The organism is Hoeflea ulvae, assembly GCF_026619435.1.
GTDB lineage: Bacteria > Pseudomonadota > Alphaproteobacteria > Rhizobiales > Rhizobiaceae > Hoeflea > Hoeflea ulvae.
In genome coordinates this window covers 1,478,383-1,501,331 of sequence record NZ_JAOVZQ010000001.1, presented here as the reverse complement: position 1 = coordinate 1,501,331, position 22,949 = coordinate 1,478,383, and the positions used below count along the sequence as shown (strand labels likewise).

Below are 22,949 nucleotides of genomic sequence, written 5' to 3'. Positions count from 1 at the left end.
GACGCGGCTCAGAAGCCGGGATCAAGCATGAGATTGGCGAGTAGGGCCGTGCGCGCGGCGACGGAGCAAGGGAATATGCATTCGACCAATGTGTGTGCGCCTTCCCCGTCCGGACCGAGCCCGTCCAGTGTCGGAATGCCGAGTGCGGCGGTAAAATTGCCGTCAGACCCACCGCCGCTGGTCATCGCCTCCAGCTCGTAGCCGAGCATCCGGGCATAGTCTGCGGCATGGCTGAAGAGCCGCTCTCCAGCTTGCGAGGACGCATAGGCAGGGCGGGTGACACCGCCTTCGATCTCAATTTCGATGTCGGGATCGGCGACCCTGAGCGCCTCGATCTTCGGAATGATCACGCCGGTGGCAGCTGCGTCCGGCAGGCGCACATCCACTTGCATGCGGCACTCGGCGGGAATGGTGTTGCGGGTGGTACCGCCGTTGATGGTGCCCACCGAAACGCCAATACCGGCGGCCGGATCGTTGAGGGCTTCGAGCTCCAGCACCAGCCGCGCCGCCGCACGGATGGCGCTGCGCCCGTCCTGCGGCCGGGTGCCTGCATGGGCGGCGCGCCCCTTGATGGTGATGTCGTAGATCGCCGAACCGCGGCGTGCGGTAACGATCTTGCCGCCGTCACGGGCGGGTTCGACAACGAGCACGCACAGCGCGTTGTCGGCCTCCTGCTCAATCGTCTGGCGGGAGGCACGGCTTCCCATTTCCTCGTCGGAAACATAAAGGATTGTCACCGGATGTTGTGGTCCCTGCCCCGCGGCACGGGCAAGCTTGAGCGCTTCCAGCGCCATCAGCGCCCCGGATTTCATGTCATAGATTCCGGGCCCGAAAATCCGTGCGGCGTCTTCTTTCCACGGCAAGGCGCCGGCCAGCGTACCGATCGGGTGGACGGTATCGAGATGAGCCAGCACCAGAACTCCCTTGCGGTCGGGGGCGGGTGGCGGGCCGTGACGCACGGTCAGAAGATCGCCGCGGCCAAGACGCCCTGGCGTGCGTGACACCGACAGTCCTGCCTGCCGCGTCAGCGCCTCGACATGGTCGACCATCCTGTTGACGGCCGGAGTGTCTGCTGTCGGGCTTTCAATCCCGACCCAAGCGCGCAGCTCGCCCAGAAACGCCGGCAGATTCAGGTCGTCTGCGCCGATTCGGACGGAAGGATTTAGGCTCAAGCGACAGACCCTCCCGATCCGGCAGCGGCCAGTTCGGCGCGGGCGGCGCGCAGGCCGGACAGGATCCGGTTGGCGGCGCGCATCGCGGGGCCCTGCCGCAGCAGGAACGCATCCGTGCCAGGCGTTTCCTGTGCAAGACGGCGCAACGGTTCCAGGCTTGGCCATTTCGGCAATGGCAAGGACGGGTCGTGGCGGTGCCGGTCGCCGGTGGTATAGTCCAGCGGCACCATCTGCCGCGACACCCGCATCAGCGTGCGGTCGCGGCGCACACAAGCTTCTTCCGTTTCGGGCTGTTGCACCTGGAACGCGGTCAGTTCAGCTTGCAGTGCTCCAGCTTCGGCAAGCAGGGAGTTCAATTGCTGATCCTGGCCTGCCGGGAGCCCGATCCCGGCGAGCGTTGCGGCCAGGTCCGCGGCCTGGGCGGCGAGGTCGAAGGGAAGGCAGGGGTCGGCAACCAGGCGCGCCAGAGCATGGGCATAGATCCGCGTGTCGCGCAGCAACAGCGCCGGGTCGATGTGGTCGATCTGGTCATGTGGGGTGTGCCACCACCAGCCCAGCGCATTGCGCACGCCAACGGTGTCGGCCGGCTTGCAGCTGAGAATTCCGAACAGGGACGGGATGCCGATCCCCCAGAAGGACTGGTCCGAATTGCGCGCCAGGCGGCTGCCGTCATGGGACTGGTCAGAATGCGCGGCAATCGCCTCTCGCGCCAGCGCGCACAGCTCGGTGGCGGCAGGGGCGCGGCTGAGCAGGGTGTTGCCTTCGCCACCTGTCGAATCGACATTGACATGCACGGCGCAGTTTCGTTCCAGCTCGTGCCAATGGGTATCGGCAAACCAGGTCGATCCCGAATAACGGCCCTGTGAATGGCCGGACCAGAAGCACAGCCGCAGCGGGCGCTTCATCGCCTGTCGCAGCGGCGCCATGCAGCGGGCGATTTCCATCATTGTCGCATTGGCGCTGCCATTGTCCATCACACCCTCGTACCAGGTGTCGTGATGGCCCGAAAACAGGATATAGGGCGCGTCATCGGGTGCGTCGCCGGCGTCAATATCGGCAATGAGAATGGGAGTCTTGCGCCAGCCGGTATCGACCTTTGCGTGGAGCGTCGCGACGAGTCCGGTGTCGGCTGCCAGGCGTGCGCGCAGCGCCGTGCCGTCGTCCCGGGAAATGGTGACGGCGGAACTGGCCGGCAGATTCTGCACGGTCTCTGTGTCGGGGCTGCCCCAGATCGGGGACAGGCACATCTCGTGAAGATGCTCATAGGGGCTGATATGGATCTGCCCCGCGACCCCAGCCTTGCGGCTGCGCAAGGCCATTTCCGGTGTCGCCATGCCGTCGATCAGGACAATCGCATCGGCCACATCCGCCGCGTCGAACGCGGCCTGGGAACCATCGCCGAGATCGACGATCGGGCGGGTGAGACCGGCCGGTGGGGTCGGCAGGGCCATGGAATGGGTGATGCAGGTGAGACGTTGCCCGTCGAAATCCACATGGGCGGCCTGGGGCAGGCTGATGAAGGCGTCATGCATCAGCAGGGTCGTGCTCAGCCCATAGCCATCGAGAACCTTGCGGACATAGCCAAGACTGCGGGCCTCGCCGTCACTGCCGGCCAGTTTCTGCCAGCGGGAGAACTCTTGCAGATGCTCCATCATCTTGTCGGCGGAAATGCCCGAGACCAGCTCGGACAGGAATTTTGAGTTCACTTGCATGGGACAACTTCATTGAGGGCTGCGAATGTCTGGGGACCGACCGCGCGCCGGCCAGACTCGACATCTTCGACCAGTTCGATCAACCGGTCCAGCAGGGGCGTGGGGATGGCATTGCGGGCTGCGATTGCGCGGACCGGGTTCAGTTGCGCGGCGACATCGGTCTGGCGCTTGCGCTTCACAAGGTCGCGCCAGACACCGCTGTGGGTTTTTGTCGAGGCAGCATTGTACTGGCGCAAGGCTTCCAGCGAAGCTGCAACTGCTTCCGCATCGCCATTGAGAAAGACCGCTGGCTCGAAGCCGTTGAAGGGTCTTGGCCGGATGCCCTCGGCTTGCGCGGTGGTCAAGACTTCGCGGATCATCGCCAGCAACACGCCGCGATAGGCGGCACCGGTGATGTAGTCGACAATGGAAGCGTCGGCGATGGCCGAGGCCTTGAGCAAGGTGCCATAGGCAGACTTGCCCCAGAGATAGCCATAGATGTCATCGGTGAGCACGGCGTCGGGCTCGAACAGCCTGAGCATGTCATGCAGGGCCGCAACACGCGCTGTACAGCTGCCGTCGATCTCGCCCACCACCACCGCGCCGCGCCCGCCATAGAGGATGCGGCCCGGCTCGATATAGTCGGCCAGAAAGTTGACGAAGGCGCCGATGGTGCGTTGCGGGCCAACGATATCGCCAATCATCGGCTCGTTCAGACCGTTCTGGCAGGAGACAACCGCACCGTCATCGCTGAGGAATGGCAGCAATTGCCGGGTGGCCTGTTCGGTATGATGGGCCTTGACGGCAAGAAGTATCAGCGGCCACTGGCCGGTCATCTGGTCGGGTGTGACCGCATCGCCGCGGCAGGAAAGCGTGGTGACAGGGCCTTCTACATGCAGTCCCTGCTCGCGAATGCGGCGCACATGCTCCTCGCTGGCGTCGACAAACACAACCTTGCGGCCGGCATTCGCCAGCACTGCGCCGATTGTGCCGCCGATTGCGCCGCTGCCCCAGATCACCACCGGTTGCAATGCAGACCGGCCGTGCTGCGTTCGGGTACCTTGATCAGCCACGAAACTATCCCTGCCCTGAATTGATTTGCGTGCCGTCAATCGAACGCCGGATTCGCCGCTCGTCGACACAGTATGACAATACGTCAATTATCATATGCAAATTTGTTTGACAATTGTCAGACAATATTTTACCGATTGTCACATGAAAGAAAACGAGGCGGACAGCGTGAGTGCCACGCAACTGACCGACACCACCGGACAAGCGGCGCGCGAACAGGGTGTGAGCGAGCTCGCAGAAGTCCGGATCCGGCAGGGAATCGTGGCGGGTGAATTCCGCCCCGGCGAGCATTTGAGCGAACGCGAGCTGTGCGAACTCACCGGCGTCAGCCGTGCCGCCGTGCGCGAGGCAATCCGCACCCTCGCCTCCGAGGGCCTGATCACCGTGGTGCGTTTTCGCGGACCGATCGTGACCCAGTTGACGGAAAAGGAAGCCCGCAATCTTTACGAGATGCGCGCACTGCTGGAGAGCCATTGCGCGTCGCTGTTCGTGCAGCGCGCCTCCGATGCGCAGGTCGCGGCGCTCAACGCCTGCGTCCAGGATATCGGGCGCGGCCATGCCGATGGCGACATGCTCGGCGTCATCGACGCCTCGCGCCGGTTCTATGAAGTGCTGGCAGAAGGTGCTGACAACGGCGCGATCAGCCAGGCTCTGGCAACCCTTCACAATCGCATGGCGCTGTTCCGCTTCTCGTCGACGCGCTGGCCGGGGCGGGCCGAGCGCAGCATGTCCGAGCTGCGCGAGATCGGCGAGGCCGTGCAGGCCCGCGATGCCGAGCGGGCCGCCGAGGCGGCACGCATTCACATCGAACGCGCCGCGGAAATGGCGCTGCTCATCATTGCGGAACACCAGCGCGCCCTGGGCACGCCCCGCAACCCGGCAAGGGGGCGCCGCTGATGACACGACCAGGTCAGCAGCCGACATCTTCCGATGATCGCACGGCGATCGTGACAGGTGCTGCGACCGGGTTCGGCAAGTCGATTGTCGAGACTTTGCTCAACGAGGGAATTCGCGTCTGCGCGGTGGATCTCGACGGCGCAGGCCTCAAGGCAGCGCAGTTTGACGCCGACCGCACCATTTTGTGCGAACTCGATCTTACCGACCGCATTGCCGTGGCTGCGGCCATTCCGGCCGCGATTGCCGAACTGGGTCATGTCGACTGCCTGGTCAACAATGCCGGCGGCGTCGTCGGCCGGGGCCAGGTGCCGATCGAGGATATCGATCTGGCGGACTGGGACGCGGTGCTCGATGTCAATCTCGGCGGCACGTTCCTGATGAGCCGGCTGGTCGCCCCGTCGATGAAGGCCGCAGGCTTCGGGCGGATCATCAACATCACCTCGGGCGCAGGATTTCGCGCCTCGCGCACCGGCGTTCAGGCCTATACCACCGCCAAACACGCCCTTCACGGGCTGACCCGCCAGCTTGCCCACGAACTCGGTCCCTATGGCGTGACCGTCAATGCCGTGGCGCCCGGCCTGCAGCCGGTCTCGCCCGGGACCCGCAGACAGTGGGAGAGCTACAGTGCTGAAAAACAGCGCGACATCATCGAAAGCATTCCGCTGCGCAGCCTGGGAACCGCCGAAGATGTGGCCGATGCTGTCCTGTTTCTCGGCTTCGGCAGATCGGGATACATCACCGGACAGATCCTGCCGGTCAACGGAGGGTCGTTCTGATGGGGATGACCACCGAACTTCAAGATGCCGGCGTCGCTGACGGCATGGCGCGGGCCCTGGCAGAGTCCGCCGCCGGCTTCCGGATCTCCCAGCGCCCGGAGCTGTTGCCGCTGGCGCGATCCGCCATTCTTGACGCCATCGGTTGCCTGATTGCGGGTGCGCGCGAAAGCGCTCCGCTGGGGCTTGCCGCCATCGCGCAGACAGCAGGCGGCGCCTGCACGGTTGTCGGCCAGGGCGGTGGACGCACGGCACCGGACGCAGCCCTTGTCAATGCCACGGCAGCCCATGCGCTGGATTTCGACGACGCCTGCACCACGGCGCTAGGCCACACTTCGGCCGTCATGGTTCCCGCCCTGCTGGCCGTTGCCGAGGCAGAAGACCGCTCGGGTGCAGACCTGGTCAGTGCCTTTGTCGCCGGCGTCGAGGTGCAGGACCGCATCGGCCGTGTGGCCAATCCCGAACATTATGCCGCCGGCTGGCACTCCACCTCGACCGTGTGCGCGCTTGGCGCGGCAGCGGGATGCGCGCATCTGCTGGGGCTGGGTGCCGACGGCATTCTTGCCGCGATCAGCAATTGCACAAGCATGATCGGCGGCAGCAGGAAACAGATCGGCACGCCGATGAAGCCGATCCATGCCGGTCTGGCGGCGCGCGCTGCGGTCGAGGCCGCATTGCTGGCGCGGGCCGGGATTGCAGGCGACGCCGAACCGCTATCCGGCACGTGGGGCATGCTCCGCCAGTTCGGCGCCAATCCGGATCAGAAACAGGTAACCGACGCTATGGCCGATCTGCGGATCGGCGATGCCCTGGCCGCGGGAGTGCTTCAACTCAAGCGGTTCCCGTCCTGCGCTGCCACCCACAAATCTCTCGACGGCGTGCTGGACCTGCTTTCACGCGGTGTCGACGCGCAGTCGGTCGCCCGTCTCGAAACCTGGGTTCCTGCCGATCTTGCCGGGAATCTTCGCTTTGACCGGCCGCAAAACGTGACCCAGGCACAGTTCAGCATGGCCTATTGCGCCGCGCGCGTGCTGGACACCGGGGAGCTGGCGTTGAGCGATCTGACCGCCGAAGCCGTGGCCCGGTTTGCCACCCATGACAGCCTGTCGCGCATCACCATGCACAGCCTGCCCAACGGGGCCAATGCTATGGGCCTTCCGGTGCGCACCCGGGCGACGCTGCACAGCGGCGAGCAGATCGAGGTCACCGTGACCGACACCCGCGGCAGCGCCAGAAATCCGCTGAGTGCTGCGGAAATCCAACAGAAATTTGTCGCGTGCTGCAGCTTTGCAGGCTGCGACGAAAGCGAGGCCCTCCGGCGGTTTGACCTGGTTCAGACGCTGCCGGAAGCCGCAAGAATGGGCGCCTTCATGGTCAATCTTTAGGCCGCCCAATGACCCCGTGCCGATATCAAGGGGCAACGACAAGACGCAGGGAACTACAAAAAACAACTGGAACCGAACTGAAAACTGGGAGTATCCAATGACAAAACCTACTCATTCCACCACCAACGGCCTCAGCCGCCGCGAGGTGCTTGCCTATGGTATCGGCGGCTTGATCGCGACGGCCAGCATGTCGCTGCCGACCAGCGCCCTGGCGCAACAGGCCAATACGCTTCGCATCGGCCTGAACGCCCGCGACATCGGCGTTCTTCATCCCCATGTCGCAACCGGCGGCAACGACGTGCCGGTCATCGCCTCGATTTTCAGCGGCCTGGTCCGCTATGAGCCGACCCGCGTCAACATCACCGCGATTCAGCCCGATCTGGCCGAAAGCTGGGAAATGTCCGACGACTTTGCCGTCCACACCTTCCATCTGCGCAAGGGTGTCCAGTGGCACAAGGGCTACGGCGAAGTGACCTCGGCCGATGTTGCCTATTCGCTTGCCAATGTCCGCGACAGCGAACAGTCGACCTTCCGCCCGCTCTATTCAAATATGGGCGAGATCGAGACCCCGGATGACTACACCGTCGTCATCCACCTCAACGAACCCGATCCGACCTTCGTGACCGCGATGGCCAACTGGCAGGGCGGTTTCGTCATCTGCCGCAAGGCCGTTGAGGAAATGGGCGATCTCTACAGGACCGAACCGGTGGGTTCGGGTCCGTTCCAGTTCGAACGCTATACGCCGCAGGACAATATCTCCCTTACCGCGCACAAGGACTATTATGCCGGCGCCCCGGCGCTCGAGCGCGTCGTCTATTCCTATGTGCCGGACGAGACCAGCCGCCGGTTTGCCTTTGTGCAGCAGGAGCTGGACATCATCCAGGGCGCTTCAAACGAGGACTGGCTGACCGAAGTGGTCAATTCCACGCCCGGCAATCCGAAGGTCGATCTGCTTGGACCGGCACGTTCGGTCAATCTGCACATGAAGGCGACCGTCGAGCCGCTGGGTAACCCGCTGGTGCGCCAGGCGATCGCCCATGCGATCAACCGCGACGATTTCGAGCAGTTCTTCGGCCCGGTGTTCAAGGGAACCAATTCATCGATTCCGCCGAGCTATTTCGGCGGATTGAAGACCGCCGACATCCCCGACGAGCTGAAATACGGCTTCGACCCGGAGAAATCAAAGGCATTGCTGGCCGAAGCAGGCTTCCCCGACGGCTTCGAGATCAGCACGGTGTGCAGCGAGCGCGGCGACTATCTGGCGCTTGCCCAGATCGTGCAGGAGCGCTTGTCCAAGGTCGGCATCGCGCTGAAACTGGACATTCTGGATCACGGATCCTGGGTGGCTGCGATCATCAAGGAAAAGCGCGGATCGCTGGTCTGGTCGATCAGCTCGCGTTATCCGAGCGCCGAATATCTGATGCGGGAATTCTTCCTGTGCGACGCGCGCGTCAGCCAGCCGAGCGGCGTCCAGGGATTTGCGGAATACTGCAATCCGGACTTCGACGTGGCCTATCAGGCGGCGATCGCCAGCGGTGATCCCGATGTCAGGCTCGAGGAATTCGCCAAGGCGCAGATGATTGCCCTGAAGGATCTGCCGGTCGTGCCGCTGGGCACGATGTCGACCCCGGTTCTGCGCCAGGGCTATGTCAATCTGGGCTACGAGATCGCCGAAGGCGATGACGTGACCAGCCTGCCATATCTCTACCAGTTGTCGCCGGCCACCTCGGTCTGACACCTGAACGGCTTTCCGGCCGCCGGATGATTTCCGGCGGCCGGGATCGCACGCTTCCCGCGTCCCTCGATACGTAAGGAACTGACCGGCCCATGGCGAGACTGATACTGAGCCGCCTCCTGCTGATGTTCATGGCGATGTTTGTCGTCATGACGGCAATGTTTTTCGGCATCCGCCTTGGCGGCACCGATCCGGCAATTGCCATTCAAGGCAGCTATGCGACCGCCGAAAGCGTGGCGCTGCTGAGCGAGTCCCTGGGGCTCGATAAGCCGCTGTGGCAGCAATATGTGATGTATATGACCGGCCTGCTGCGCGGCGATCTCGGCGTCTCGCTGCAGAACGGCCGCCCGGTGCTGCAGCAGATCCTGCAGGTCCTGCCCAACACCTTTGACCTGACATTCTGGGGCATGGTGATCGGGGTGGTGGTCGGCGTTCCGCTTGGCTTCATTTCGGCGATCAAGCGCAACACCATGTGGGACCAGATCATCCGCGTGTGCACGCTGGCCAGCATCTCGATGCCTCCCTTCATCATCGCCTATCTGCTGCTCATCGTCTTCGCGATCACCTTCCGGATGTTTCCGGTCAATGGCGGCGGCGATCTCGATGACCTGTCCAGCCGCGCCAGCCATTTGTTCCTGCCGGCCATGGCGCTGGGGCTTGCGGTTGCAGCCTATATCGCGCGGCTGACCCGGACCTCGGTTCTCGAAATCATGTCGCGCGACTTCATCCGGACCGCGCGGGCCAAGGGGCTGAGCGAGTACCGGGTGATGAGCCGTCATGTCCTCAAACTGGCTTGGGTCGGCATCGTGACGCTGATCGGGATCTATTCGGCAGTCAGCATCGGCGGATCTGTGGCAATCGAGCTCGTCTTCGGACGCCCCGGCGTCGGCCGTCTGGTCATCGGGGCGATATCGCAGGGTGACTTCACCGTGATCCAGGGCGCGATCATCTTCTACGCCGCCTTCGTCAGCATCGTGAACATGATCGTCGACGTCACCTACACCTTCCTTGACCCGAGGATCCGTTACACATGACCAATCTGCAGACTTCGGCAGCGGCGGCACCGGCTACCGGACCGCTTGCCATTCCGGGCAAGATGCTGGCCCGCGTGCGCCGCCTGCCGACAAGCGGCCAGATCGGCGTTCTGATCCTGCTGTTCATTGTCCTTACGGCAACCTTTGCACCCCTGCTCGCCCCCCAGGATCCGGTGGCACAGTCGCTGATCAACCGCAACAAGGGGTTTTCGGCGGAGCACTGGTTCGGCACGGACGCCTTCGGGCGCGACGTGTTCAGCCGTCTGATCGTGGGCACCCGCCACACCATCTTCCTGGCATCGCTGTCGCTCATGGCCTCGGCCGCGCTCGGCATCCTGATCGGGCTGATTGCGGCCTATAACCGGGGGAAATGGACGGACTCGCTGATCTGCTGGTCAATGGACATCCTGCTCACCTTCCCCATGGTCATTCTCGGCGTGGTCGTGGTTGCCATCCTCGGACAGGGCACGATGAATGTCGGCATTGCCATCGCGGTGGCGTTCCTGCCCCGCATGGTGCGGATGTCGCGCGGTGTGGCGCTGACGCTGGTGACCAGCGAATTCGTCGAAGCCGCCCGCTCCATCGGCGCCAGTCCCACCCGCATCGTGCTGCGTCACCTGCTGCCGAATGTGATGATCGAGATGTCTTCGATTTCGACACTCTGGCTGGCCACGGCGATCAAGACCGAAACCAGCCTGAGCTTCCTTGGCCTGGGGGTGCAGCCGCCGACGCCGAGCTGGGGCCTGATGGTGCGTGAAGGGCTTTCGACGCTCTACATCAATCCCTGGCCGTCAATGCTGCCTGTCATCGCCATCTTCATCACCATTATCGGACTGAATCTGGTGGTCGACGGCACGCAGGATTCACTCAACCCGCATACCAAGGATATCTGAGATGATTTCTTCGGATACCGCACCGGTCGCCGGTCACTCCGACGCAAGTGCCGCCGCATCCACGGTGCTTGAAGTCGAGGGCCTGACCACGCGTTTCAGGTCAAGATCGGGCAGCGTCACTGCCGTCGACGACATCTCCTTCTCGGTCAAGGCCGGGGAGACACTGGCCATTGTCGGCGAGTCCGGCTCTGGCAAGAGCGTGACGGCAATGAGCCTGATCCGGCTTCTGCCGGAACCGGCGGCACAGATCTCGGCGCGGCGGATCAGCTTCGGCGAAACAGATCTGACCAGCCTGGACTCCCAGGGCTGGCGCAAGATCCGCGGCAACAAGATCGCGATGATTTTCCAGGACCCGATGTCGTCGCTTCACCCGATCATGCGGATCGGCCAGCAGATCACCGAAGTGCTGGAAACCCATACCACGCTGACATCGTCCGAACGCACGGCGCGGGCGATCGAGTTGCTGCAGCTTGTGCGCATTCCCGAACCCGAACAGCGCATGCGGGAATATCCGCACAACCTGTCGGGCGGCATGCGGCAGCGGGTAATGATCGCCATCGCGCTGGCCTGCAACCCGCAACTTCTGATCGCCGACGAACCGACAACCGCGCTGGACGTGACCATCCAGGCACAGATCCTCAACCTGCTCAAGGATCTGCAGGAGCGGCTCGGCATGGCTGTCATCTTCATCACCCATGACATGGGTGTTGTCGCCGAAACGGCAGACCGCGTGGTGGTGATGTATGGCGGGCGGGTTGTCGAAAGCGCCAGCGTCACGGACCTGTTCAAGCACACCCGCCACCCCTACACCGCGGGCCTGATGGCGGCGATCCCGAAGATCGACCTCACCGCCCGGCACGGCTCGGAACGGCTGCAGGAAATCCCCGGCGTTGTGCCGTCGCTGCAGGAACTGCCCGAAGGCTGCGCTTTTGCCGCGCGCTGCAAATATGTCACCGACCGTTGCACCGCGGCCCGCCCGCCACTGGACGAAATCGCGCCGGGGCAGTTCGTTGCCTGTTTCCGGGCCGAAGCTCTGGGGGAACTGAACCGATGAGCCAGTCCATGACACCCGATACACCGGACACACCACACAACGGGCCGCTGCTGGAAGTTACAGATCTGACCAAGCATTTCGCGGTCCACAAGGGACTGCTTCAAAGGGTGGCCGGGCATGTTCAGGCCGTTGATGGCGTGACCCTGTCGGTGGCGCCGGGCGAGACGCTCGGCATTGTCGGGGAAAGCGGCTGCGGCAAATCCACCGCCGGACGGATGATGACGCGGCTTCTCACCCCCACCTCGGGGCAGGTCCGCCTACGCGGGAAGGATATTGCCGGGATCGAGGATGGAGAGCTGCGCCGGAACGTGCAGATGATCTTCCAGGACCCCTATTCGTCGCTGAACCCGCGCATGACCGCGGGAGCCATCGTCATGGAGCCGCTGATCATTCACCGCATCGGCACGCCGGATGAGCGCAAGGCGCGCACCGAGGACCTGTTCCGCCGCGTCGGGCTGCGCGAAGCCGACATGCATAAGCTGCCGTCGGAATTTTCCGGCGGGCAACGCCAGCGGATCGGCATCGCCCGGGCCCTGGCGCTGGACCCGTCGGTGATCGTCTGCGATGAGCCGGTCTCCGCGCTCGATGCGTCGATCCAGGCGCAGGTGGTCAATCTGCTGATGGATCTGCAGCAGGAACTCGGCATTGCCTATGTCTTCATCGCCCACGACCTGTCGATCGTCTACCACATCAGCCATCGCGTGGCGGTGATGTATCTGGGCAAGCTGGTCGAACTGGCCGACCGTGCCACGCTCTATTCCAATCCCAGGCACCCCTATACCAAGGCGCTGCTGTCCTCCGTGCCCTCGCCGGACCCGACGGTGTCGCGCGGGGAGCGCATGCTGCTCGCCGGTGACCTGCCGAGCCCGATCAATCCGCCCTCGGGCTGCCGCTTCCACACGCGCTGCCCGGTGGCGATCAGCCGCTGCAAAAGCGAAGTTCCCGCATTCAAACCCTGTGGCGATGGACATATGGTCGCCTGTCACCTGGTCGAGGGCGACGACTGACGCGAGCCCGTATCAGGCCTTGCGTGACAATGAGCGAACAGTGGCGTTCAGACGTGCCACGTCAGCCGATCTTCAGCGCGGCCATCTGCCGGTAGCTGGCCATGAGATCGTTGAAGCGCTCGCCCTGAATGGCGACATGCAGGCGCAAGGTCGCAGCGGCCGCCTTTGAGTCCGAGTTCTTCAGCGCGGAAAACACGGCGCGATGCTCGCGCATCGATTGCGGCATGCGGCCATTGGCGCGCAGTTGCAGCCGCCGGTAAGGTTTGAGCCGCTTGTGCAGCCGAGCCGCCTCGCGGGCCAGGAAGCGATTGCCGCTGGCCTCATAGATCAGGTGGTGAAATTTCTCGTTCTCGCGGTAATATTCATCGAAATCGGCGTGGGCGATCGCCGCCTCGCAGGCATCGATGGTCAGGCCGATGGCAATCATCTGTTCATCGGTGACGCGCCGCGCTGCCCGGAAGCCGCACATCGCCTCAATCTCGGCCATGACCTCGAACATCTCGACCAGCTCGACAAAATCCGGATGCCGGATGAAGGCGCCGCGTCGGGCTTCGAGGGTCAGCAGGCCCGACGCCGCCAGCGCCTGGAATGCTTCGCGCAAGGGCGTCCGCGAGACGCCGAACTGCTCGGCCAGCTTGACCTCGTCGAGACGTTCGCCATCGGCGAATTCGCCGGTGACAATCATCTGCTCGATGCGTTCGCGAACGGAATCTGCAATGCGTGTGCCCATGGATATATCATCGCCAATCTGCGCCGAAATGCAAATTCATTATTCTTGTATACAAGCGGTTTGACATTGCATCCCAAAAATGGTCCCCTTGATTGTTGCCGGAACCGGAGGAGGTTCTTCGAGCACATTCTTCTGGGAGGTAGACATGAAACTAGGATTATCTGCGTTTGCAGGCGTACTCGCCGCATCCATCGCTTTGACGGGCCTTGCGCAGGCCGAAACCCTGAAAGCATCGCACCAGTTTCCCGGTGGCAAGGGCGACGCGCGCGACGAAATGGTTCAGCTTTTCGCCAAGGAACTGGCGGCTGCCGATGTCGGGCTTGATGTTCAGGTCTATCCGGGCCAGTCGCTCTACAAGGCCAAGGAACAGTGGGGCGCGCTGACCAAGGGCCAGCTCGACATCACCTCGTTCCCGCTCGACTATGCATCCGGTCGCGTGCCGCAGTTCTCGGCCACCCTGATGCCGGGCCTGGTGCGCAACCATGACCGCGCCAAGCGGCTCAATTCGTCGCCATTCATGACCGAGATCAAGAAGCTGATCGAAGACAATGGCGCCATCGTCATCGCCGACGCATGGCTCGGCGGCGCCTTCGCCTCGAAAAAGAACTGCATCACTTCGCCCGAGTCGATCAAGGGCCAGGTCACCCGCGCTGCGGGTCCGGCATTCGAGCAGATGCTGGTTGGCGCCGGCGCCTCGATCTCCTCGATGGCGTCCTCGGAAATCTACACCGGCATGCAGACCGGCGTGCTCGATGCCACCAACACCTCGTCGGGATCGTTCGTTTCCTACCGCATCTATGAGCAGGTCACCTGCCTGACAGAACCGGGCGAAAACTCGCTGTGGTTCATGTATGAGCCGATGCTGATCTCGAAGGAAACCTATGACCGCCTGACGCCGGAACAGCAGGAAGCCGTGATGGCTGCCGGCAAGAAGGCCGAGGAATATTTCGACAAGGAAGCAGCCGGCCTCGACGACAAGATGGTCGACACCTTCAAGAAGGCCGGCGTCGAAGTCGTGTCGATGTCGAAGGACGATTATGACGCCTGGCTGGCGATCGCCAAGGAGACGGCCTACAAGGAATTTGCCGAGAAGGTTCCTGGTGGCCAGAAGCTGATCGACGACGCGCTCGCCGTCGAATAAGCACCGGATCGGGGGAGGTTCGCCTCCCCTTTTCCCGCCCGGCCTGCCCCTTTATCGATCCGAGGATTGCCTGACATGAAACGCTTTGTTTCGATCGTCGAGACGTTGTCGCGGCTGTGCGGACTGTCGTCCATGCTGCTGATTGCCGCGTCCACGCTTGTGGTCTCGCAGATGGTGTTCATCCGCTATTTTCTGGGCGCCTCCACCGTCTGGCAGACCGAGTTCGTCGTCTACGCCATGATCGCCTCCACCTTCATCGGCGCACCCTATGTGCTCATGCTCAAGGGCCATGTGTCGGTCGACCTCTTGCCCACGCTGCTCGGCGGCAATGGCAAGCGCCTGCTTGATGTGCTTGCCGCCATCCTGAGCCTGGCGTTTTGCGCGCTGCTCGGCTGGTCCGGCTGGCACTTTTTCTACGAGGCGCTGTCGAAGGGCTGGACCACCGACACGGTCTGGGCTCTGCCGCTGTGGATCCCGCTGCTGCCGTTGCCCCTGGGCGTCGGCATTCTGTGCATGCAATACATCGCCGAGATCTACAAGAACTGGACCGCCACCGAGGAGCGTCCCGCATGAGCCCGCTGGAAATCGGCCTTCTCATTCTCGTCGTGCTGATTGCGCTGTTTGCCATCGGCATGCCCATCGCCTTTGCTCTGGGCGCCGTCTCCATCGGCACCCTGCTCATCATCGACGGCTTTCGTTCGCTCGACATTCTCGGCGAGACCTTTTTTCCGGGCTCAATTCCTTCACGCTGGTGTCGATCCCGATGTTCATCCTGATGGGGGCCGCGGTCTCCAACTCCCCTGCCGGCAAGGACCTCTACGAGGCGCTCGACCGCTGGCTCAACCGGGTGCCGGGCGGGCTGGTGCTGTCCAACCTCGGCGCTTGCTCGCTGTTTTCGGCGCTGTCAGGTTCCTCGCCCGCCACCTGTGCTGCCATCGGCAAGATGGGCATTCCGGAAATGCGCAAGCGCGGCTATCCCGATGAGATCTCCGCCGGTTCGATCGCCGCGGGCGGCACGCTCGGCATTCTCATTCCGCCCTCGATCACCATGATCGTCTATGGCATCGCCACCGAGACCTCGATTGGCCGGCTGTTTCTCGCCGGCGTGCTTCCCGGCATGATGCTGACGGCCATCTTCATGGCCTGGACGCTGTTTTCCTGCTGGCGCAGCGGGCTGACGCTTTCGGACGTCACACGGCACTATTCGCTCAGACAGAAGCTCGAGATTCTGCCGCGGGTGCTGCCGTTCCTGGCCATCGTCGCCGGCATCCTGTTCGTGCTTTACGGCGGCGTTGCCACGCCATCGGAAGCCGCCGGCGTCGGCGCCCTGTTCTGCCTGGTGCTGGTGGTCGTGGTCTACAAGATGTTCTCGGCCAAGCCGTTCATCTCGATGTTCCGCGATTCGACCAAGGAATCGGTGATGATCATGATGATCATCGCTGCGTCCGAACTGTTCGCCTTCACCCTGTCCTCGACCTTCGTCACCCAGAGCATCGCCAACTGGATTTCCGATCTTGAGGTCAACCGCTGGGTGCTCATGGGGATCATCAATGTCTTCCTGCTGATCGCCGGCTTCTTCCTGCCGCCGGTCGCGGTGATCCTGATGACCGCGCCGATCCTGCTGCCGATCATCACCAGCGCGGGCTTTGATCCCTACTGGTTCGCCGTGATCCTGACCATCAACATGGAGATCGGTCTGATCACCCCGCCGGTCGGGCTCAATCTCTACGTGATCAACTCGATCGCGCCGGACATTTCGCTCGGCACCATCCTGCGCGGCTCGCTGCCCTATGTGATGTGCATGATCCTCGCCATCATCATCCTGTGCATCTTCCCGCAGATCGTCACCTTCCTGCCGGAACTGATCATGGGGGTCGCGCTTTGAACCGGTCCGGCTTCTTCTACGACCTGCTGTCGACCCTGTTCGAGCGGCCGGGCATCGCCCGCATCAAGGGCGACGGACGCTCGATCACCGCGCTGTGCAAGGATCTTATTGCCAGCGAGGGCGAGGTCTCCGGCCACAATATGGGCCAGCAGATCCTGTCGGGTTTCAGCGAGCTCACACCGGAAGCGGAAATCGCCTTCTTCGATTATCTCACCGAAGAGATGGACATCGACACCGAGCGGCTGCAGGCGCTGACCACGGCGTACCAGAACGACCGCTCGCCCGAGAATTTCGCCGGGCTGCTGGATGCAGCCGAGCCCAAGCGGCAGGAGCTCCTGCGCCGCATCAACCGGGTTCCCGGCGCCACCGGCGAGCTGGTCAAGATGCGGGCCCGCCTGCTCACGCTGCTCAAGGATCACCCCAGCTTCGAGCGCACCGATCTGGACTTTCAGCATCTGTTCAGCTCCTGGTTCAACCGCGGTTTCCTGGTGCCGCGGCGGATCCACTGGCAGAGCCCGGCCAACATCCTGGAAAAGATCATCAAGTACGAGGCCGTGCACGCCATCGACGACTGGGATGATCTGCGCCGCCGGGTGGAGCCGTCCGACCGGCGTTGCTACGCCTTTTTCCATCACGCCATGCCCGATGACCCGCTGATTTTCGTCGAAGTGGCGCTGGTCAAGGGCGTTCCCGGTTCGGTGCAGGCCATTCTGGCGGAAAACCGCAAGATCCTCAGTCCTGAAAACGCCGACACGGCGGTGTTCTATTCGATCTCCAACTGTCAGGCAGGTCTGCGCGGCGTGTCATTCGGCAATTCGCTGATCAAGCAGGTGGTCGAGGATCTGCAGACCGAGGTGAAGTCCATCAGCACCTTTGTCACCCTATCGCCGATCCCGGGCTTCAACCGCTGGCTTCATCAGTCCGTCAGCGAGCAGCCGGGGGGCAGTGTCACTGCCGGGAACATCGAGCGAGCCATGGAGACAGGGGAATTGGGCCCGCTTGCCGAACAGTCGCAATGGTTGCGCCGGCAAGCGGCCGATTATCTGGTTCACGAGAAGCACCGCAACGGCGCCCCGCGCGATCCGGTGGCGCGGTTCCATCTCAACAATGGCGCGATGATCCATGACATTCACGCCGGCGCCGACCTGTCGGCCAACGGGGTGCGCCAGTCCTGTGGGCTGATGGTCAATTATCTCTATGATCTGAAAAAGATCAGCCAGTTCCACGAGGGCTTCGCCGAGTCCCATACGGTGTTCACCTCCAGGGACGTCAGGACCTTGGCCGATGCAGCGGCCGCAAACAGCAATGGCAGGAAACCGAAAAATGGCTCGTAATTTTCTCTTTGATGGATTGCTCGCTGACAAGCTGGCCACGGACGACACCCGCAATGCCATTTTCGCGACTTTGCCCGATGATGGCCGCCAGTTCAGCTATGGCGATGTCGAGGACGTCTCGGGCCGCTTTGCCAATGTGCTCGTGGACTTGGGCGTCCAGCCCGGCGACCGGGTGGCGGTGCAGGTGCCGAAATCCATCGAAGCGATCATGCTCTATCTCGCCGTGGTCCGGGCCGGCGCCGTGTTCCTGCCGCTCAACACCGGCTATACACCGGCGGAAATCGAGTATTTCCTTTCCAACGCCACGCCGCGCATCTTTGTCTGCGATCCGAAGAAACGCACCGAGTATGAGGGGCTGACAACCGGTCTCGGCATCGGGCTCGAGACCATGGGTGTCTGGCAGAACCACGAGACCAGCGCCGGATCGCTCAACGATGCCGGGCTCAAGGCCCCCACCGCCTTCGACAGCGTCGACCGAGCAGCCGATGATCTGGCCGCGATCCTCTATACCTCCGGCACCACCGGGCGCTCCAAGGGCGCCATGCTGACCCATGCCAATCTGCTGTCCAATGCCGAAACGCTGGTGAAGGTCTGGCGGTTCACATCCGATGATGTGCTGCTGCATGCGCTGCCGATCTTTCACACCCACGGGTTGTTCGTCGCCACCAATGTGGCGCTGAGCGCCGGCGCATCGCTGATCTTCCTGCCCGGTTTCAGCGCCGAGGCGATCATTGCCAATATTCCCGGCGCCACCGCCTTGATGGGTGTGCCGACTTTCTACACGCGATTGCTGGATGATCCGGCCTTCACCGGTGACCTGGTCAAGCACATGCGGCTGTTCGTCTCCGGCAGCGCGCCGCTCTTGGCGGAAACCCATGTGCAGTTTGAGGAGCGCACCGGTCACCGCATCCTCGAGCGCTACGGCATGACCGAAACCAACATGAACACCTCCAACCCCTATGACGGCGAGCGCCGCGCCGGCACAGTCGGCTTTCCGCTGCCCGGCGTGAACTTGCGCATTGTCGATGCCGAAAGCGGCAAGACCCTGCCGCAGGGCGAAATCGGCATTATCGAGGTCAAGGGCCCCAACGTGTTTGCCGGCTACTGGCAGATGCCGGAGAAGACCAAGGAAGAATTCCGCGATGACGGCTTCTTCATCACCGGCGATGTCGGCGTTATCGACGCGGACGGCTATGTGCAGATCGTCGGCCGCTCCAAGGACCTGATCATCTCCGGAGGCTACAATATCTATCCCAAGGAACTCGAATTGCTGCTCGACGAGGAAGACGGCGTGCTGGAATCCGCCGTCATCGGCGTGCCGCATGCCGATTTCGGCGAAGGCGTCGTCGCCGTGCTGGTGCCAAAACCCGGCGCAGAGCTTGATGAAGCGGTGATCCTCGACTCGATCAAGCCGAAGATCGCGCGCTTCAAGCAGCCGAAGCGGGTCGTCGTGCTCGACGAATTGCCGCGCAACACCATGGGCAAGGTGCAGAAAAACGTGCTGCGCGACGCCTACAAGGGACTGCTTGAAAGCTGACGCGGCGACGCTATCAGCCGACGGGCCGGAAGAAAGGTGGCGATTGCCGGATAGGCGAGCCCGGTTCTGGCCGCCTGCTGATCGTCAAACCCGGTGCGGTTCGGACTCCCCGTCTACCGGCTGACTGACCGGTCGTTTCAAGACATGGTGCCAGACAAGCAGGGCAGCGGCTGCGCCAAGCCCGATCGACATGATCAGCGGCGTTTTCCACAGCACCAGCACGGCGACCAGCAGCCTGAGCCACATTTCCGCTGCCGACATCCTGCTCTTGTCGAAGCGCGCCAGGGCCGAGGCGACCAGATAGAGCGACAGCACAAGACGGCCCAGCAGCAGGCCGAGCTGGACCCAGTCGGTCTGGCCGGTGTATCCGGCAATCAGCACCTTCTGGCCTTGATCATTGGTGATGGTCACCGCCTCTTCGATCAGCAGGATCTCCGGATACCAGGCAAAGATGAAGGGGATGGTGAACATCACGATACCGACCCGCACTGCGGCCAGCCCGGTGCGCATCGGCTCTCCGCCGGTGATCGTTGCCGCCGCAAAGGCCGCCACCGCCACCGGCGGCGTGATGGCCGAGGCCACGGCAAAATAGAACACGAACATATGCGCGGTGAAAAAGCTGACGCCGAGATTGGCAAGCAACGGGCCGAGCAGAAGGGCCACATTGACATAGGCCGGCACCGTGGGCATGCCCATGCCCAACAGGATTGCGCAGAGCATGGCGCAGGTCAGCGCCAGCATCAGGTAAACCCCGCCGACAATCGGGATCTGCATGCCGAACAGGTACAGCATATTGGCGTTTTCGAGCCAGGTCGTGACTGCCCGGGTCAATTCTCCCGTCAGGCCGCTCTCATTGAGAAACGCGGCGATGATCGACACCGCAAACAACAGCAAAAACAGCCGAGAGATCAGGATTCCGCCCTCGGCAAGGGAGACCAGCACCTTGGACGGCCTGGCCCGTGTTGCTGGATCGAGAAACAGCAGCGGCACCAGCACCGCCACAGCCCACCAACCGGCGGAAATCGCATCGCCGGTGGCATTGACGATGGTCTGCAAAATTGCGCCGCGTTCGGTCACCACTCGGACGCCGTCCCGCAGCACGGTCTCAGCGCCCAGAATCCAGCCCAGGGGACCAAGCCCGACAGTGTCCTTGTTGCCCAGAAGCAGGAACAGGATGGTCAGGATCGGGACGAAGATGATGATCAGGTTGATCCAGTCCTGGCGGTGCATGACGAGATCCTCGGGGATCTCATTCATCGCCTCGACCTTGTCGCGCCGGGCCTGGAACATCACCGCCAGGAAAATCGAAAAGAAGAACGCCATCGCAGGCAGAAATGCCGCGGTGATCACCTTGGTGTAGGGCACCGAAGTCAGCGCCACCAGCACAAAGGCGGCCACCCCCATCACCGGCGGCATGATCTGTCCGCCCGAGGATGCCGCCGCCTCGACACCGCCCGCAAAATATTTGCTGAAGCCGTTGCGCAGCATCATAGGGATGGTCAGCCGCCCGGTGGAGAGCACATTGGTCACGGGACCACCGGTGATGGTGCCGAAAAGCGCCGAGGAAATGATCGCCGCATGGGCCGGGCCGCCGCGCAGGCGGCGGGTCAGGCGCACGGCGAGCTTGATCAGCGATGTGCCGCCGGCCGAGGATCCGAACAGCGCCCCGAGGATCACATAGGGGAAGACCTCGTTGACGACGATGTCCATGAACCGGCCCATGAACCCGTCAGGCGAAATGAAGACATTGGTGGCCTTCTGGGTCGCGGCCGCCATGACATCGCCACCATCGGCACCAAGCTTGGTCAGCAGGAAATTGTTGTCGGAGAGGTCGAACATCCAGATCAAGGCCGTGCCGACGGTGTAAATCACCACGGTGCTGGCGACGATGACGAGCGGCAGGCCCCAGACCCGGACATTGTAGAGAAAGAACAGCGTGATGATGGTAAACAGCAGCGGCAGAGTCCACAGGCCGAAGCGCGTCTGGCAGGCAGGCACTTCTGCGTCGAATGATATGCCGGGAATGACGTCGGAGCGGGATGCCGCCTCTTCAATCAGCCGGGCACGCTCGCCGGTAATCTGGTCGATCAGGCAGACACTGTCGATCTCGACGAGATAGCCGAAGGCGGCCAGACAGGCGGCCAGCAACAAGCCCAGATCCAATGCCAGTCCGAGCCAGGCCCGACGCGGGTTTTCCACTTTCCAGGCCCGGTAAAAACTGGCATCGAGGACCACGATGGTCATCATCAGCAGAAAAACAGGCGGGAAGAAATACTCGGTCGGAAAGCCCGAGATGCGGAAATAGGGCTGCCCGGTGACATCGCGCGCCCAGTCCTGCAGACCGGCAATTTCGGGCATGGTGTTGACCATGCCGACCAGCACAAGGATCAGCGCCAGCGCCATGGCGATCAATTGTCCTGCGGAACGGCGCGGCAAGCTTGCGTCTGTCACGGCATGGATCCAGTCAATGGAGAAAAGGACCCGGCCTGAAACGCATGCAATGAGCAGGATGCTTCAGGCCGGGATCACAGCATCAGGGACGCAGGCAGTCGGCGATCGTGTGGCCGGCTGCTTCATAGGCGCGGATGGCGCCGGGGTGCATCTTGATCTTCACGGCGCCACAGGCCCCCTGGCTGACACCGTCGACATCACCAAAGGTCAAAGCCAGGTTCGGCCCCATGGGTGAACTGGTCTCGAAACGCTCCTGTCCGGCAAGGAAGGCCGTGACGATGTCAAACGCCAGCTGTTCATCCATGCCGGCCGGAACGATTTCGGCAAAGGCGGTGGCATAGCTGTCGAACGTGTCGTCATCGGTGACAATTGTGATGTCGTTGCCGGCATAGGCTGCCCGATATTTTTCAACCGGCATCGAGAACGGCGCATGCCCGGGAGCCGCGACGATCTGCTGTCCCAGCTCGCTGGCAAGAAGATCCGACGGCACGTCATAAAGGGTTATGCCGCCCGCCGCAGCGATCTGGATCTGCCGGCCGGAGGGAAGTCCGTCGGGCGAGGTCCAGGCATCCACACCGCCGCTGGTAACGGACGAAATCACGTCGGGCCATGCCGTCTGGACACCCTCATAGCCCTCGCCGTCCTTGAGACCGGCCAGGAGCTGGATCATCGCCCGCCCGGAGGTGAGCGCCGCGCCGCGCGGTGGGCCGTTCCAGATGCGCAGGCCGTCGAGCTTGCGGATATCGTCGACCTTTGCAGAGTTGTAATGGCCGAAAATCTGATGCGAACCGGCATGAAAGAAGATCACCCGGATATTGCTGGCCATTTCGGCGCCCTTTTCAGGCCCGACGCCGCTGAACGGACCAATTCCGCGGGATAGCAAAAACGGCAGGATCATCGGTGCAGCGGCCATGTCCAGCCGCCCCTCGGCAACAGCCTGGACCGAATTGGTCAGCGTCGCGCCCTCGGTGATCTGCACCGTCGCCACGCCGGCGCTTTCAAGAACGGCAGCAAGTGTGGTGTCGACATAATGCGGCGAAGAGCCGACGCTCGATGTCTCGGCCGTCAGCGTCACCTGCTGTGCGGCGACGGTGAGCGGGACAAGTGCAAGGGTTGCCCCAAGAAGTGCGGTTTTTATCATGATGTTCCTCCCGGTTGA

Annotated in this window: 18 protein-coding genes and 1 pseudogene; 13 read left to right on the top strand and 6 right to left on the bottom strand. The window is 62.9% G+C overall.

Going from position 1 to position 22,949, the window contains the following annotated elements:
- Positions 1 to 8 precede the first annotated feature (8 nt).
- The 3 genes from OEG82_RS06970 to OEG82_RS06960 are packed head-to-tail and all read right to left on the bottom strand — an operon-like array spanning position 9 to position 3,936.
- Positions 9 to 1,172 carry a M20 family metallopeptidase gene (locus tag OEG82_RS06970; RefSeq protein ID WP_267611709.1) on the bottom strand — a complete coding sequence of 388 codons (1,164 nt, stop codon included), beginning with the start codon at positions 1,170 to 1,172 and terminating at the stop codon, positions 9 to 11.
- The gene (locus OEG82_RS06965; RefSeq protein WP_267611708.1) at positions 1,169 to 2,884 is read right to left on the bottom strand and encodes a M28 family metallopeptidase; all 1,716 of its coding nucleotides are present in this window, start codon (positions 2,882 to 2,884) and stop codon (positions 1,169 to 1,171) included. The genes OEG82_RS06970 and OEG82_RS06965 overlap by 4 nt, the downstream gene beginning before the upstream one ends.
- Positions 2,875 to 3,936: a ketopantoate reductase family protein gene (locus OEG82_RS06960; RefSeq protein ID WP_267611707.1), complete on the bottom strand. Its 1,062-nt coding sequence runs from the start codon at positions 3,934 to 3,936 to the stop codon at positions 2,875 to 2,877. The genes OEG82_RS06965 and OEG82_RS06960 overlap by 10 nt, the downstream gene beginning before the upstream one ends.
- A 166-nt stretch (positions 3,937 to 4,102) precedes the next feature.
- Between OEG82_RS06960 and OEG82_RS06955 the strand changes: the two genes are divergently transcribed.
- The 8 genes from OEG82_RS06955 (at position 4,103) to OEG82_RS06920 (ending at position 12,712) form a co-directional block, all read left to right on the top strand.
- Positions 4,103 to 4,831, top strand: a complete 729-nt coding sequence (locus OEG82_RS06955) for a GntR family transcriptional regulator (RefSeq protein WP_267611706.1) — start codon at positions 4,103 to 4,105, stop codon at positions 4,829 to 4,831.
- Complete coding sequence (locus OEG82_RS06950; protein ID WP_267611705.1) at positions 4,831 to 5,607, top strand: SDR family NAD(P)-dependent oxidoreductase; 777 nt, start codon at positions 4,831 to 4,833, stop codon at positions 5,605 to 5,607. Before OEG82_RS06955 ends, OEG82_RS06950 begins: the two co-directional genes overlap by 1 nt.
- Positions 5,607 to 6,989 carry an MmgE/PrpD family protein gene (locus OEG82_RS06945; RefSeq protein ID WP_267611704.1) on the top strand — a complete coding sequence of 461 codons (1,383 nt, stop codon included), beginning with the start codon at positions 5,607 to 5,609 and terminating at the stop codon, positions 6,987 to 6,989. The genes OEG82_RS06950 and OEG82_RS06945 overlap by 1 nt, the downstream gene beginning before the upstream one ends.
- Before the next feature lie 97 nt (positions 6,990 to 7,086).
- Positions 7,087 to 8,724 (top strand): ABC transporter substrate-binding protein, encoded by a 1,638-nt coding sequence (locus OEG82_RS06940; protein ID WP_267611703.1) that lies wholly within the window; start codon positions 7,087 to 7,089, stop codon positions 8,722 to 8,724.
- Positions 8,725 to 8,816: 92 nt separating this feature from the next.
- Positions 8,817 to 9,758: an ABC transporter permease gene (locus OEG82_RS06935; protein WP_267611702.1), complete on the top strand. Its 942-nt coding sequence runs from the start codon at positions 8,817 to 8,819 to the stop codon at positions 9,756 to 9,758.
- A complete protein-coding gene (locus OEG82_RS06930) occupies positions 9,755 to 10,651 on the top strand; it encodes an ABC transporter permease (protein WP_267611701.1) in 897 nt (298 codons plus the stop codon). Before OEG82_RS06935 ends, OEG82_RS06930 begins: the two co-directional genes overlap by 4 nt.
- 1 nt (position 10,652) lies before the next feature.
- Positions 10,653 to 11,705 (top strand): ABC transporter ATP-binding protein, encoded by a 1,053-nt coding sequence (locus tag OEG82_RS06925; protein ID WP_267611700.1) that lies wholly within the window; start codon positions 10,653 to 10,655, stop codon positions 11,703 to 11,705.
- A gap of 8 nt (positions 11,706 to 11,713) precedes the next feature.
- Positions 11,714 to 12,712: an ABC transporter ATP-binding protein gene (locus tag OEG82_RS06920; RefSeq protein ID WP_267611699.1), complete on the top strand. Its 999-nt coding sequence runs from the start codon at positions 11,714 to 11,716 to the stop codon at positions 12,710 to 12,712.
- Positions 12,713 to 12,773: 61 nt separating this feature from the next.
- On the opposite strand, the gene OEG82_RS06915 is transcribed toward OEG82_RS06920, so the two are convergent.
- Positions 12,774 to 13,442, bottom strand: coding sequence for a GntR family transcriptional regulator (locus tag OEG82_RS06915; RefSeq protein ID WP_267611698.1), 669 nt, complete (start codon positions 13,440 to 13,442; stop codon positions 12,774 to 12,776).
- A 145-nt stretch (positions 13,443 to 13,587) separates the two neighbouring features.
- On the opposite strand from OEG82_RS06915, the gene dctP reads away from it, so the two are divergent.
- The 5 genes and pseudogenes from dctP (at position 13,588) to OEG82_RS06890 (ending at position 19,339) form a co-directional block, all read left to right on the top strand.
- The gene (gene dctP, locus OEG82_RS06910; RefSeq protein WP_267611697.1) at positions 13,588 to 14,583 is read left to right on the top strand and encodes a TRAP transporter substrate-binding protein DctP; all 996 of its coding nucleotides are present in this window, start codon (positions 13,588 to 13,590) and stop codon (positions 14,581 to 14,583) included.
- Positions 14,584 to 14,658: 75 nt separating this feature from the next.
- Entirely contained in the window at positions 14,659 to 15,156 is a 498-nt protein-coding gene (locus OEG82_RS06905) for a TRAP transporter small permease subunit (protein ID WP_267611696.1), read from the top strand.
- Positions 15,153 to 16,468 (top strand): annotated as a pseudogene (locus OEG82_RS06900) (TRAP transporter large permease). Before OEG82_RS06905 ends, OEG82_RS06900 begins: the two are co-directional and overlap by 4 nt.
- The gene (locus tag OEG82_RS06895; protein ID WP_267611695.1) at positions 16,465 to 17,802 is read left to right on the top strand and encodes a malonyl-CoA decarboxylase; all 1,338 of its coding nucleotides are present in this window, start codon (positions 16,465 to 16,467) and stop codon (positions 17,800 to 17,802) included. The pseudogene OEG82_RS06900 and the gene OEG82_RS06895 overlap by 4 nt, the downstream one beginning before the upstream one ends.
- The gene (locus OEG82_RS06890; RefSeq protein WP_267611694.1) at positions 17,792 to 19,339 is read left to right on the top strand and encodes a malonate--CoA ligase; all 1,548 of its coding nucleotides are present in this window, start codon (positions 17,792 to 17,794) and stop codon (positions 19,337 to 19,339) included. Before OEG82_RS06895 ends, OEG82_RS06890 begins: the two co-directional genes overlap by 11 nt.
- 84 nt (positions 19,340 to 19,423) lie before the next feature.
- On the opposite strand, the gene OEG82_RS06885 is transcribed toward OEG82_RS06890, so the two are convergent.
- Both OEG82_RS06885 and OEG82_RS06880 read right to left on the bottom strand, forming a co-directional pair.
- Entirely contained in the window at positions 19,424 to 21,790 is a 2,367-nt protein-coding gene (locus tag OEG82_RS06885) for a TRAP transporter permease (protein WP_267611693.1), read from the bottom strand.
- A gap of 82 nt (positions 21,791 to 21,872) precedes the next feature.
- Positions 21,873 to 22,931 carry a TAXI family TRAP transporter solute-binding subunit gene (locus OEG82_RS06880; RefSeq protein WP_267611692.1) on the bottom strand — a complete coding sequence of 353 codons (1,059 nt, stop codon included), beginning with the start codon at positions 22,929 to 22,931 and terminating at the stop codon, positions 21,873 to 21,875.
- Between the last annotated feature and the right edge of the window lie 18 nt (positions 22,932 to 22,949).

Excerpts from the sequence above, each read along its gene's own strand:
- OEG82_RS06925 (WP_267611700.1), top strand. The coding sequence starts at position 10,653 with ATGATTTCTTCGGATACCGCACCGGTCGCCGGTCACTCCGACGCAAGT.
- OEG82_RS06905 (WP_267611696.1), top strand. The coding sequence starts at position 14,659 with ATGAAACGCTTTGTTTCGATCGTCGAGACGTTGTCGCGGCTGTGCGGA.
- OEG82_RS06965 (WP_267611708.1), bottom strand. The coding sequence starts at position 2,884 with ATGCAAGTGAACTCAAAATTCCTGTCCGAGCTGGTCTCGGGCATTTCC.
- OEG82_RS06890 (WP_267611694.1), top strand. The coding sequence starts at position 17,792 with ATGGCTCGTAATTTTCTCTTTGATGGATTGCTCGCTGACAAGCTGGCC.
- OEG82_RS06930 (WP_267611701.1), top strand. The coding sequence starts at position 9,755 with ATGACCAATCTGCAGACTTCGGCAGCGGCGGCACCGGCTACCGGACCG.
- OEG82_RS06915 (WP_267611698.1), bottom strand. The coding sequence starts at position 13,442 with ATGGGCACACGCATTGCAGATTCCGTTCGCGAACGCATCGAGCAGATG.
- dctP (WP_267611697.1), top strand. The coding sequence starts at position 13,588 with ATGAAACTAGGATTATCTGCGTTTGCAGGCGTACTCGCCGCATCCATC.
- OEG82_RS06935 (WP_267611702.1), top strand. The coding sequence starts at position 8,817 with ATGGCGAGACTGATACTGAGCCGCCTCCTGCTGATGTTCATGGCGATG.
- OEG82_RS06880 (WP_267611692.1), bottom strand. The coding sequence starts at position 22,931 with ATGATAAAAACCGCACTTCTTGGGGCAACCCTTGCACTTGTCCCGCTC.
- OEG82_RS06920 (WP_267611699.1), top strand. The coding sequence starts at position 11,714 with ATGACACCCGATACACCGGACACACCACACAACGGGCCGCTGCTGGAA.
- OEG82_RS06950 (WP_267611705.1), top strand. The coding sequence starts at position 4,831 with ATGACACGACCAGGTCAGCAGCCGACATCTTCCGATGATCGCACGGCG.
- OEG82_RS06940 (WP_267611703.1), top strand. The coding sequence starts at position 7,087 with ATGACAAAACCTACTCATTCCACCACCAACGGCCTCAGCCGCCGCGAG.
- OEG82_RS06945 (WP_267611704.1), top strand. The coding sequence starts at position 5,607 with ATGGGGATGACCACCGAACTTCAAGATGCCGGCGTCGCTGACGGCATG.